This is a genomic window from Kitasatospora sp. NPDC056327, from assembly GCF_042261735.1.
Classification (GTDB): Bacteria; Actinomycetota; Actinomycetes; order Streptomycetales; family Streptomycetaceae; genus Kitasatospora.
The window spans coordinates 19,550-31,265 of record NZ_JBHJRC010000068.1 but is presented as its reverse complement, the minus strand read 5'-3'; the positions used below and the strand labels follow the sequence as shown (position 1 = coordinate 31,265).

Below are 11,716 nucleotides of genomic sequence, written 5' to 3'. Positions count from 1 at the left end.
CGCGGGAGTCGACTCCCGCGGGCCCCCGCGCACGTCCGGGCTCAGCGCTGCGCCGGCACCTCGGCGGCCATCTCGGCCGGCACCTCGTTCGGGATCGCCCCGCCGAACCGGCGGTCGCGCATCGCGTACTGCTCGCAGGCCCGCCACAGGTCGCGGCGGTCGAAGTCCGGCCAGAGCACGTCCTGGAACACGAACTCCGCGTACGCCGACTGCCACAGCAGGAAGTTGGACGTCCGCTGCTCGCCGCTGGGGCGCAGGAAGAGGTCCACGTCCGGCATGTCCGGGTGGTACAGGTACTTGGCGAGGGTCTTCTCGCTGACCTTCTTCGGGTCCAGTCGGCCCGCCGCCACATCGGCCGCGATCGCCGCCGCCGCGTCCGCGATCTCCGCCCGGCCGCCGTAGTTGACGCACATGTACAGCGTGACGGCGTCGTTGTCCTTCGTCTGCTCCTCGGCGACCTGCAGCTCCTGGACCACGCTCTTCCACAGCTTGGGCATCCGGCCCGCCCAGCGGACCCGCACGCCCATCGCGTCCATCTCGTCGCGGCGGCGGTGGATGACGTCCCGGTTGAAGTTCATCAGGAACTTCACCTCGTCGGGTGAGCGCTTCCAGTTCTCGGTGGAGAACGCGTACAGCGAGATGTTCTTCACGCCCAGCTCGATCGCGCCCTTGAGCACGTCCAGCACGACGGCCTCGCCGACCTTGTGGCCCTCGGTGCGCGGCAGCCCGCGCTCCTTCGCCCAGCGGCCGTTGCCGTCCATGACGATGGCCACGTGGCCGGGGACCAGCTCGCCGGGGATCTTCGGGGGACGGGCGCCGCTGGGGTGCGGGGTCGGGGGGAGGTAGTCCCGCTGCTTGCCGCCGCCGAAGAGCCGTCGCGCTGCCATGTGCTCACTTCTCCACGTATCTCATCGAGCGGATGCCCCGCTCCAGGTGCCACTGCAGATAGGCCGCGACCAGGCCGCTGCCCTCGCGCCAGTACCGCGGCTCGCAGGCGTCGGCCGTCGGCCAGTCCCCGGACAGCAGCGCCCCGAGCAGTACCAGTGTCTCAGGGGAGGGTACGGCACATCCGGGCACGCGGCAGTCCGTGCACAGCACGCCGCCGGCCTGGAGCGAGAAGAACCGGTTGGGGCCCTCCATGCCGCACTTGGCGCAGTCGTCGAAGCTCGCGCCGTACCCGTTGACCGCGAGCGAACGCAGCAGGAAGGCGTCCAGCACCAGGTGCGACTCGTGCAGCCCGGCCGCCAGCGTGCGCAGGCCGCCGACCAGCAGGAGGTACTGCTGGACGGCCGGCTGGCCCTCGTTCTCGGCGAACCGCTCCGCCGTCTCCAGCATGGCCGTGCCGGCCGTGTAGCGGGCGTAGTCGGTGACGATCGAGCCGCCGTACGGGGCGATCGTCTCCACCTGGGTGCACAGCGGCAACCCGCGGCCGATCAGCTCACTCCCCCGGCTGAAGAACTGCACGTCCACGTGGGAGAACGGCTCCAGGCGCGCGCCGAACTTCGACTTGGTCTTGCGCACCCCGCGCGCCACCGCGCGCACCTTGCCGTGGTGACGGGTGAGCAGGGTGATGATCCGGTCGGCCTCGCCGAGCTTCTGCGCCCGCAGCACCACGCCGTCGTCCCGGAACAGACTCATGCGCCCGCCCCGCGCCGCTCGCCCGTGGCGCCGGCCGACCCGCCGCAGCGGCCCTCGAACAGTGTGGACATCCCACCATTGTCCCCCAACGACGGACAGCCGTGTGCCCGCACCGGGCCGTGGGGGACCGCCGGGCGGTGCGGGTGACGGCGGGCCCCGGAGGGGGATGGGACCCGGTTCGTGGGGGTCTGGTGGGCGGACGTCCCGTGCGGACGGGAGGGCCGGGCGGCCGCCGGGGAAGAGGACGGCGGGAGACGGCGGAGCAGGAGGACGGAGGGAAGGACGGACCGGAGGGCTAGTAGGGCGCCCGGGTCGCCGCCTCCAGCAGCGCCCCGATCCGCGCCCGCGGCAGGTCCAGGCAGTGCCCGACGACGTCCAGCGCCTCCCGCTCCTGCGGCCGGTAGCGGCCGTCGGCCAGCGCGATCGCCGCACCCTGCAGCAGCAGCCGCTCCCGGCCCGGCTGGGCCAGGTGCGGGGCGAGCGGTTCGAGCACCGCGTGCAGCTCCACCGCCACCCCGCCGGCCATGCCGTGCGCGTCGTGCAGTTCGTCGCCGAGACCGGACAGCGCGGCGAGCGCGGCCAGCACCTGGGCCTCGCCGCAGTCCTCGAACCCGGCGTCCCGGACCGCCGCGCAGGCCGCCTCCCGGGCCGCACGGTGACCGGTGCCGCCGGCCGCCAGCACGGCCAGCGCCACCGTGTACTGCGCGTCGCGCAGCATCCCGCCGAGCCGTACGCAGGTGGGCTGCTCCAGGCTCTCCACCCCGAACCGGCCCCGGCAGCTGGTGCACTGCACGCTGCCGATCACCGGGCCGAGCGGGAACACCGGGGTCCCCAGCAACCGCAGCCACCGCCGGCCGTGTTGCCGGCGGTAGTTGCGGTCCCCGCCGCAGCCCGGGCAGAAGAAGTCACCGAGAACGTCAGTCCGCCACCTCGGGCGAACACCCCACATCCCTGTCACGGCGCCACTCCCCAGACATGGCAGACGGCCTGCACAACAATGGGCAGGTCACGCGACCGGCCACCGGATCGTCCCACCGACCCGGCCTACCGGTGGGACGATGTTGCCACGGTTGCCGACAGGTGTCAGTACCTCGAACGGGCCGATCGCGGAAAAAATGTGGTGCAGGCCACAGGGGGGCCGCGGCCCCCGCGGGCCGGGCCCCGGGCCCGCCCGGCCCGGCCGGGGCGCCCGCCCGGGAACGGCGCCGGGCCGCCCCCGAGGGGACGGCCCGGTCACGACCACCCGCACGAACTACCCGCGCTGCGCCCGGTTGACGGCGCTGCTCATCGCCTTCAGCGAGGCCAGCACGGTGTTGGCGTCGATCCCGACGCCCCACAGCACCCGGCCGTCCACCGCGCACTCGACGTACGCGGCGGCCTGGGCGTCGCCGCCCTCGCTCAGCGCGTGCTCGGCGTAGTCCAGCACCCGGACGTCCACGCCGATCTGCGCCAGCGCGTCGGCGAACGCGGAGACCGGGCCGTTGCCGGTACCGGCCAGGGTGACCGGCGTGCCGTCGACCACGGCCTCGGCGCTCAGCGCGTCCCGGCCGTCCTCGGTGGTCAGGGTGCGCGACCCGCTCAGCGAGATCCGGCCCCACGGGTTCGCCGTGGTCGGCAGGTACTCGTCCTCGAAGACCCGCCAGATCTCGGCCGGGGTGACCTCGCCGCCCTCGGCGTCGGTCTTGGCCTGGATGATCCGGGAGAACTCGATCTGCATCCGGCGCGGCAGGTCCAGCTTGTGGTCGTTCTTCAGCACGTACGCCACGCCGCCCTTGCCGGACTGGCTGTTGACCCGGATGACCGCCTCGTAGGTGCGGCCGACGTCCTTCGGGTCGATCGGCAGGTACGGCACGCCCCAGGTGTGCTCCTCGACGGGCACGCCCGCCGCGGCCGCGTCCGCCTCCAGGACGTCGAAGCCCTTCTTGATGGCGTCCTGGTGCGAGCCGGAGAAGGAGGTGTACACCAGGTCGCCGGCGTACGGGTGGCGCGGGTGCACCTCCATCTGGTTGCAGTACTCGGCGGTGCGGCGGACCTCGTCGATGTCGGAGAAGTCGATCTGCGGGTCGACGCCCTGCGAGAACAGGTTCATGCCCAGGGTGACCAGGTCGACGTTGCCGGTCCGCTCGCCCTGCCCGAACAGACAGCCCTCGATCCGGTCGGCGCCGGCCATGTAGGCCAGCTCGGCGGAGGCGACGGCGGTGCCGCGGTCGTTGTGCGGGTGCACCGACAGGCAGACGAACTCGCGGCGCGACAGGTTGCGCGACATCCACTCGAACTGGTCGGCCTGGACGTTCGGGGTGGCCCGCTCGATGGTGGCCGGCAGGTTCAGGATGATCTCGCGCCCCTCGCCCGGCTGCCAGACGTCCATGACCGCCTCGCAGACCTCCAGCGCGAAGTCCAGCTCGGTGTCGACGAAGATCTCGGGCGAGTACTGGTAGCCGAAGGCGGTCTCGTCGCCCAGCAGTTTCTCGGCGTACTCCATCACCAGCCGGGTGCCCTCGGTGGCGATCGCCCTGGTGGCCGCCCGGTCGTTGCGGAACACCACCCGGCGGAACAGCGGCGCGGTCGCGTTGTACAGGTGGACCGTCGCCCGCGGCGCGCCGACCAGCGCCTCGACGGTCTTCTCGATCAGCTCCTCGCGCGCCTGGGTCAGCACCGAGATGGTGACGTCCTCGGGGATCGCCCCCTCCTCGATCAGCGAGCGCACGAAGGCGTGGTCGGTGGCCCCGGAGGACGGGAACCCGACCTCGATCTCCTTGTAGCCCATCGCGACCAGCAGGTCGAACATCTTGCGCTTGCGGGCCGGGGACATCGGGTCGATCAGCGCCTGGTTGCCGTCCCGCAGGTCGGTGGAGAGCCAGCGCGGCGCCCGGGTGATCACCTTCGACGGCCAGGTGCGGTCCGGCAGGTCGACGGTGCCGAACGGCAGGTAGCGGCCGTGGCGCATGCCGGACGGCCGCTGGCGTACCGAGGCGGCGGTGATCGGGGTGGGGCGGTCGACGAAGGCGCGAGCGGCGGAGACGGGTGCGGCGGAGCTCTGCTCGGTCATGGAGGTGAGTCTCGGCTTCCTGTGATGCGTGGTGCGGGCTGGTCGGGGTGGTGTCCTCACCCGACTCGGCCGGCCTGCTGCCGCTCGCGACCCTCGAACGGGTCGCACGATTCAGCGCGCAGCACAGTCCCCGCGGCGAGGGAGCCGGCCCTTGGTGGGTTACAGGCCCTCGACGCGGCAGCTAAGCAGAAGCAGCCCGTTGCGCATGATGCGGTCCAGGGTAGCCCAGTGACGCGCGGCACCGAAGCCGCCCACGCCGTCTTCCCACTCCTTGAGACGGCGCGCGGCGGTGCGCGGGCGGCGCGCAATCCCGTCCGCGCCGATGACAACACGTCATCAATGCCTCACTCTGGGCCACATGACAGCCGAACCGACGCTCTGCGCGATCGTTCCGCCGTACGTCCTGGACCGCCTCGCCGAGGACGGTCACGAGCCCGCCGCCCGCTCCCTCACCCTGGACGCCGCGCACCGCGCCGCGCGGCTCACCGCCGTCCTCCCCGCCCCGGCCGCCGGCGACCGTCTGGAGCGGGTGATCTCCGACGCCGGGCACCGCGAGCGCCTGCCCGGCCGCACCGTCCGCCGGGAGGGCGAGAGCCCGCTCCCCGACCAGTCCGTCAACCGCGCCTACGACGGCCTGGGCGCCACCTGGACGCTGTTCTCCGCCGTCTACGGCCGGAGCTCCGTCGACGACCAGGGCCTGCGACTGGACGCCACCGTCCACTACGGGCGGGAGTACGACAACGCCTTCTGGGACGGACAGCGGATGGTCTTCGGCGACGGCGACGGCGAGGTGTTCAACGACTTCACCGCCTGCGTCGACGTCATCGGTCACGAACTCGCCCACGGGGTGACCCAGTTCACCGCCGGTCTGGAGTACCGCAACCAGCCCGGCGCGCTGAACGAGTCGGTCTCCGACGTCTTCGGCTCGCTGGTCAAGCAGTACGCCCTGGCGCAGGACGCCGCCGACGCGGACTGGCTGATCGGCGCCGGTCTGCTCGCCCCCGGCGTACAGGGGGTCGCGCTGCGCTCGATGAAGGCGCCCGGCACCGCGTACGACGACCCCCGGCTCGGCAAGGACCCGCAGCCCGCGCACCTGCGCGACTACGTGCGCACCACCCGGGACAACGGCGGCGTGCACATCAACTCGGGCATCCCCAACCACGCGTTCTACCTGCTCGCCACCGCGCTCGGCGGCCCGGCCTGGGAGCGCGCCGGCCGGATCTGGTACGACGCGCTGACCGGCCGGCGGCTGCCCGCCGACGCCGACTTCACCGCCTTCGCCCGGGCCACCGTGGCCGCCGCGCGGGCCCGGTACCCGGAGCCGGAGGTCGCCGACACGGTCACCGCCTCCTGGGCGAAGGTCGGCATCAGCCCGACTTGAGTCGCGCTTAAGTCAAGGTCCGGGAAAACCCCGGCAAACGCCATCCCTGGGTAGCACCATGGACACCATGCGTATCCAGGTGACCCGGACCGGCGGCCTCGCGGGACTCGTCCGCCGCGCTGAGCTCGACACCACCGCGCGGGTGGACGCCCCGCACGTGCACGCGCTCGCCCGCGAGGCCGTCGCGGGCGGGCTGCGCACCCCCTCCTACGGGGTGCCGGACGGCTTCCACTACGAGATCACCGTCGACGGCCGGACGGTGCACTGCGCGGACCCCAAGCTCACCGAGTCCCAGCGCGAGCTGGTCTCGCTGGTGCTGCGCGAGGGCGCGTAGCGGGCGCCGGGACGGCGGGCCGGAGCGCGGGCACCCGCCCGCGCCGCCCGGCCGCGCCGCCCGCCGCTCAGAGCCAGCCGTCGAGCGAGGCCAGGAAGCCCGGGAGGTCGTCCCGGTGGATGGTGTGGCCGGCCCCGTCCACCGTCCGGACCTCGTACCCGCGGCCGCGCAGCACCTCGGCGTCCTCGGGCCCGATCAGCCAGCTGTTGCCGGCCCGCTGCACCAGTGAGGGCACGACGGGCGGGCCGGGCAGCTCCGCCCGTGCGTACAGCCCGGAGAGGGCGAACGCGGTGTCCGGGTCCCAGAGCGCCAGGGTGGCCAGCTCGACCTCCACGTCGGCCGCCTCCCAGCGCGGGCTGACCGCGGTGATCTGCTCCCGGGTGGCCTGCTTGAACTGGGCGAAGACGGCCGGGTCGAAGAGGCCCGGCTGGGCGAACTTCCAGGCCGGGTCGGAGTAGACCGCGCGGGCCGGCCCCAGCCGCTCCACCGCGTGCAGCAGGCTGAGCGCCCCGAGCGAGTGGCCGATGGCCAGCTCGGCGCCCCCGGGCAGGGTGTCGACCAGGTCCTCGGCGTACCGCTCGGGGCCGTAGCGCTCGACCGGGTCGGCGCCCTCGCCGCGCGGGCTCACGCCGTGGCCGCGCAGGTCGACGGCGATCACCCGGTAGCCGCGCGCGGCGAGCGCCGGGCCGACCGACCGCCAGGTGCGGTGGTCGGACATGATCCCGTGGACCAGCAGCGCGACCCGGTCGCCGGTGCCCCACTCCCGTGTGTTCAGCTTCATGCCGAGCCCCCTCCTCGCGTCCGGCGCCCGCGGTGGCCCGGAATCCTCGGTGATCGGAAACGTCGCCGGCGGGAGTCCCCGCCGGTCGAGGCCGTGCCGGTCGATACCGTGCCGGTCAGAATCCCAGCTTGCGCAGCTGCTTCGGGTCCCGCTGCCAGTCCTTGGCCACCTTGACGTGCAGGTCCAGGAAGACCGGGGTGCCGAGCAGCGCCTCGATGTGCTTGCGGGCGGTGGTGCCGACGTGCTTGAGCCGGGCGCCCTTGGCGCCGATGACGATCGCCTTCTGGCTCTGCCGCTCGATGTAGACGTTGGCGTGGATGTCCAGCAGCGGACGGTCCGCCGGGCGGCCCTCGCGCGGCAGCATCTCCTCGACCACGACGGCCAGCGAGTGCGGCAGCTCGTCGCGCACGCCCTCCAGCGCGGCCTCCCGGATCAGCTCGGCCACCATGATCTGCTCGGGCTCGTCGGTGAGGTCGCCGTCCGGGTAGAGCGGCATGCCCTCGGGCAGGAGCTTGGTGATCAGCTCGGCCACCAGCTCGACCTGCTTGTCGCCGACCGCGGAGACCGGGATGATCTCGGCCCACTCGATGCCCAGCTCCTCGCCGAGCTGGTGGACGGCGATCAGCTGCTCGGCGAGCCGCTTGGAGTCGACCAGGTCGGTCTTGGTGACGATGGCGACCTTGGGGGTCTTCCTGATCTCGGCGAGCTCCTTGGCGATGAACTTGTCGCCGGGGCCGAGCTTCTGGTCGGCGGGCAGGCAGAAGCCGATCACGTCGACCTCGGCCCAGGTCGAGCGGACCAGGTCGTTGAGGCGCTCGCCGAGGAGGGTGCGCGGCTTGTGCAGACCGGGGGTGTCCACCAGCACCAGCTGGGCGTCCGGGCGGTGCACGATGCCGCGGACGGTGTGCCGGGTGGTCTGCGGGCGGTCGGAGGTGATCGCGACCTTCGTCCCCACCAGGGCGTTGGTCAGGGTCGACTTGCCCGCGTTGGGCCGGCCGACGAAGCACGCGAAGCCGGAGCGGTACGAGGAGGAAGGGGCATTCATGGGCCCCATTCTCCCTGATCACCCACGGCCGGACGGACACGGGCCGTCCGGGTCCGTCACTTCTTTCCGCCGAACACCGCTCCCAGGCCCCAGCCGAGGACGAGCAGCAGGAAGGCGACCGAGCCCCAGAGCCAGAACGGCGACCCGGTCTCCTGCCACTTGCCCATGCCCATCACGCCCAGCAGCAGCCCCGCGAAGAACGCGAACGGCCCCATCCCCAGCCCCCTCACCGCGACGATTCCCCGCCCGTCCCCGGTGAGATTATCCGCCCGATCCATCGGGCCCCGAACGCCGAGGCGCCCGGGGCGGGAACCCCGGGCACCGGCTGCGCCGCGAACGGCTCAGCGGGCCTCGACCGAGGCCCGCAGCACCCCGTCCGGACCGGCCAGCAGCAGCGGGGTACCCGCGCCGCCGAGGTCCCGGACCGCCGCCAGGTCCTCCGGCGAGGGCTGCTCCGCCTCCGTCACCACGGCCGCCGCCTCCAGCGACCTCGCACCGCTGGCCACCGCCATCGCCACCGCCGTCCGCACCGCGCTCAGCCGCAGCGACTCCAGCGCGACCGTCCCGGCCACGTAGGTGCGGCCGGTCTCGTCACGCACCGCGGCCCCCTCCGCGACGCCGTTGCGGGCGCGGGCGGAGCGGGCCAGGGTGATGATCTTCTTGTCCTCGGGGTCCAGCTCGACGATGTCACTCATGCCCAGGAGCATAGGGCCTGGCCCTCGGCCCCCGGGGCGGCCGGAGTCAGTGGCCGGTCGGGTTGGGCGGCCCGGGCCTCAGCACCTTCACGAAGGTCTTGGGACCGCTCGGCAGCGGCTCCTCCTCCGCGGCGCGCTTGCGCCAGTAGGGGTTGTCGTGCGGCAGGTGGCTGCCGACCCGCCCGTACATCCCGAACGTGGTGATCACCACGCCGAAGGCGAAGGCGAAGATCACGTTGTGGATCCCGAAGTTCAGGATGTTCGCGTCCGAGCGGCCGAGCACCGTGAGCCCGTAGAACCCGGACAGCACGAACAGCGCGCCGACCGCCATGTTGAGGTTCGCGGCGAAGTTCCCGCCCACGAACGCGCCGATCACCAGGATCCCGCCGACCACGACGGACAGGACGGACAGCGCGCCGTTGGTGGACATCCCGGCGATCTCGTTGCCCTCGGTGGACAGGAAGCCCGGGTGGTCGGCCAGCCCGAGGCAGCCGAACACGATCAGGAAGACCCCGCCGAGCCCCGCCCCGATCCGCCAGACCAGCACCAGTTTGTGGTCGACGGGCAGTTCGTCTTGCAGCTTCATGGCGACCTCCGGGGTGGCCGTAGAGCCTTGCTCCGCACCTGCGGTGCGGCTAGCTGTAGGGATGGCTCCCCTGCAGGTGCGGCACCTCGTGCATGTACAGCGAGCCGCACTGCTGGCAGCACCGGAGCCCGGTCCCCCACTCCCGCTCCGACCGGGTCTCGGCCCCGGCGGGAATGCTCCGGCCGCACAGCGCGGTGGCCGGATCCCCCTCCCGCACGACGTGCCAGACCTTCACCCCGCCCGCCGTCCCCTGCGGGCCGTACTCCGCGCGAAGTTGGTGAGTCATGCCTCCCATGGTCGCCCCGGACGCACCCGGACGCTACTTCGCGCCGCGGCGGCCGGGGCTCCCCGGGCTCCCCCGCTACTCGCCGGCGGCCCGCTCCGGCTCCGGCTCGGCCCGCACCGGGGCGGCGACCACGGAACCGATCCGGTTGCGCCGTCCGGCCGAACTCTCGGCGGTCAGCCGGATCGCGGCCAAACCGCCCGGGACCGCTTCCGGCAGCGGGATCTCGCAGGACGAGCCCGGGATCGGCACCCGGCCCAGGTGCTTGGCCAGCAGTCCGCCCACCGTCTCCACGTCCTCGTCCTCCAGCTCGATCCCGAACAGCTCCCCCAGGTCCTCGACCAGCAGCCGCGCGGTGATCCGGTACGAGCCGTCCCCGAGGTCCTCCACCGGCGCGATCTCCCGGTCGTACTCGTCGGTGATCTCGCCGACGATCTCCTCCAGGATGTCCTCGATGGTCACCAGGCCGGCCGTGCCGCCGTACTCGTCGATCACGATCGCCACGTGCGAGCGCATCTGCTGCATCTCGCGCAGCAGGTCCGCGGCCGGCTTGGAGTCCGGGACGAACACCGCCGGACGCATCACCGCGCCGACCTCGTCGGACTCCGAGTCCCGGTTGATGTGGGTGCGGCGCACCAGGTCCTTGAGGTAGACGATGCCGACCACGTCGTCCTCGTTGTCGCCGACCACCGGGATCCGCGAGAAGCCCGAGCGCAGCGCCAGGGTCAGCGCCTGCCGGACCGTCTTGTGCCGCTCGATCATCACCAGGTCGGTGCGCGGCACCATCACCTCGCGGACGATGGTGTCGCCCAGCTCGAAGACCGAGTGCACCATCCGGCGCTCCTCGTCCTCGATGACGTCGTTCTTCTCCGCCAGGTCGACCAGGGCCCGCAGCTCCGCCTCGGAGGCGAACGGGCCCTCCTTGTAGCCCTTGCCCGGGGTGAGGGCGTTGCCCAGCAGGATCAGCAGCCTCGGGATCGGGCCCAGGATCCGGGCCAGCGGCAGCAGCACGAAGGAGGCCGCCGTCGCGGTGGTGAGCGGGTGCTGGCGGCCGATCGTGCGCGGCGAGACGCCCACCGCCACGAAGGACACCAGCACCATCACGCCGAACGCCAGCAGCACGGCCTGCCAGGTCGTGTCGATGGTGCGCACGCACACGACGGTGACCAGCACCGCCGCCGCCATCTCGCTGGCCACCCGGATCAGGGTGGCCAGGTTGAGGTAGCGGATCGGGTCGGAGGCCAGCGCCAGCAGCCGGGCCGAGCCCCGGCGCCCGGAGCGCACGGCCTCCTCCGCCCGGAACCGGGAGACCCGGGAGATGCCCGCCTCGGCGCACGCGGCCAGCCAGCCGAGCACGACGAGCAGCACGGCACCGAGGATGAAACTCGTACTCTCACCACTCACAGGGGTTCGGGCTCCGCGCTCAGTGGGTGGTGGGGGCCGGGGAGATGCCGCCCAGGCCCCGCTCGGCCCGCCAGCCGTCGAGGATCGCCTTCTGGAGGCCGAACATCTCCTCCTCCTCGTCCGGCTCCTCGTGGTCGTAACCGAGGACGTGCAGCACCCCGTGCACGGTGAGCAGCTGAAGCTCCTCGTCCATCGAGTGCTTCGACGGGGCGGCCTTGCCCTGCTGCTCGGCGACCTCGGGGCAGAGCACGATGTCGCCGAGCAGGCCCTGCGGCAGCTCCTCGCCCTCCTTGCCGGGGCGCAGCTCGTCCATCGGGAAGGACATCACGTCCGTGGGGCCCGGGAGGTCCATCCACTGGATGTGCAGCTCCTCCATCGCCGCCCCGTCCACCAGGATCACGGACAGTTCGGACTGCGGGTGGATCCGCATCTTGTCCAGGGCGTAGCGGGCGACGTCGAGGATGGACTCCTCGTCGGCGTCCCAGCCGGACTCGTTGGCGATGTCGATCGACATGACGGG

At 72.6% G+C, this 11,716-nt stretch carries 14 protein-coding genes; 2 read left to right on the top strand and 12 right to left on the bottom strand.

The window, feature by feature from the left end:
* Positions 1-41 precede the first annotated feature (41 nt).
* The 4 genes from ACFCX4_RS13010 to leuA form a co-directional block, all read right to left on the bottom strand.
* Positions 42-887 carry an isoprenyl transferase gene (locus ACFCX4_RS13010; protein ID WP_376141423.1) on the bottom strand — a complete coding sequence of 282 codons (846 nt, stop codon included), beginning with the start codon at positions 885-887 and terminating at the stop codon, positions 42-44.
* Between the two features lie 4 nt (positions 888-891).
* The gene (gene recO, locus ACFCX4_RS13005) at positions 892-1,638 is read right to left on the bottom strand and encodes a DNA repair protein RecO (RefSeq protein ID WP_376141421.1); all 747 of its coding nucleotides are present in this window, start codon (positions 1,636-1,638) and stop codon (positions 892-894) included.
* Positions 1,639-1,933: 295 nt separating this feature from the next.
* Positions 1,934-2,476 (bottom strand): TerB family tellurite resistance protein, encoded by a 543-nt coding sequence (locus ACFCX4_RS13000; RefSeq protein WP_376141419.1) that lies wholly within the window; start codon positions 2,474-2,476, stop codon positions 1,934-1,936.
* 414 nt (positions 2,477-2,890) lie between these two features.
* Entirely contained in the window at positions 2,891-4,687 is a 1,797-nt protein-coding gene (gene leuA, locus ACFCX4_RS12995) for a 2-isopropylmalate synthase (RefSeq protein WP_376141417.1), read from the bottom strand.
* A gap of 358 nt (positions 4,688-5,045) precedes the next feature.
* Between leuA and ACFCX4_RS12990 the strand changes: the two genes are divergently transcribed.
* Both ACFCX4_RS12990 and ACFCX4_RS12985 read left to right on the top strand, forming a co-directional pair.
* Complete coding sequence (locus tag ACFCX4_RS12990) at positions 5,046-6,068, top strand: M4 family metallopeptidase (RefSeq protein ID WP_376141415.1); 1,023 nt, start codon at positions 5,046-5,048, stop codon at positions 6,066-6,068.
* Positions 6,069-6,135: 67 nt separating this feature from the next.
* The gene (locus tag ACFCX4_RS12985) at positions 6,136-6,402 is read left to right on the top strand and encodes a protealysin inhibitor emfourin (protein WP_376141413.1); all 267 of its coding nucleotides are present in this window, start codon (positions 6,136-6,138) and stop codon (positions 6,400-6,402) included.
* Positions 6,403-6,469: 67 nt separating this feature from the next.
* On the opposite strand, the gene ACFCX4_RS12980 is transcribed toward ACFCX4_RS12985, so the two are convergent.
* From ACFCX4_RS12980 to ybeY, 8 genes are all read right to left on the bottom strand, one after another.
* Positions 6,470-7,183: an alpha/beta fold hydrolase gene (locus tag ACFCX4_RS12980; protein ID WP_376141411.1), complete on the bottom strand. Its 714-nt coding sequence runs from the start codon at positions 7,181-7,183 to the stop codon at positions 6,470-6,472.
* A gap of 115 nt (positions 7,184-7,298) precedes the next feature.
* The gene (era, locus tag ACFCX4_RS12975; protein ID WP_376141409.1) at positions 7,299-8,228 is read right to left on the bottom strand and encodes a GTPase Era; all 930 of its coding nucleotides are present in this window, start codon (positions 8,226-8,228) and stop codon (positions 7,299-7,301) included.
* Positions 8,229-8,284: 56 nt separating this feature from the next.
* Positions 8,285-8,443 (bottom strand): hypothetical protein, encoded by a 159-nt coding sequence (locus ACFCX4_RS12970; protein ID WP_158960387.1) that lies wholly within the window; start codon positions 8,441-8,443, stop codon positions 8,285-8,287.
* Positions 8,444-8,569: 126 nt separating this feature from the next.
* Positions 8,570-8,935: a cytidine deaminase gene (locus tag ACFCX4_RS12965; RefSeq protein WP_376141407.1), complete on the bottom strand. Its 366-nt coding sequence runs from the start codon at positions 8,933-8,935 to the stop codon at positions 8,570-8,572.
* Positions 8,936-8,969: 34 nt separating this feature from the next.
* Positions 8,970-9,509, bottom strand: a complete 540-nt coding sequence (locus ACFCX4_RS12960) for a DUF4383 domain-containing protein (RefSeq protein WP_376141405.1) — start codon at positions 9,507-9,509, stop codon at positions 8,970-8,972.
* 49 nt (positions 9,510-9,558) lie between these two features.
* Entirely contained in the window at positions 9,559-9,795 is a 237-nt protein-coding gene (locus ACFCX4_RS12955) for a hypothetical protein (protein WP_376141404.1), read from the bottom strand.
* 75 nt (positions 9,796-9,870) lie between these two features.
* Positions 9,871-11,196 (bottom strand): hemolysin family protein, encoded by a 1,326-nt coding sequence (locus tag ACFCX4_RS12950; RefSeq protein ID WP_376141402.1) that lies wholly within the window; start codon positions 11,194-11,196, stop codon positions 9,871-9,873.
* 19 nt (positions 11,197-11,215) lie between these two features.
* On the bottom strand, positions 11,216-11,710 hold the full coding sequence (gene ybeY / locus ACFCX4_RS12945) for an rRNA maturation RNase YbeY (RefSeq protein WP_030309813.1): 495 nt from the start codon (positions 11,708-11,710) through the stop codon (positions 11,216-11,218).
* Positions 11,711-11,716: the final 6 nt, after the last annotated feature.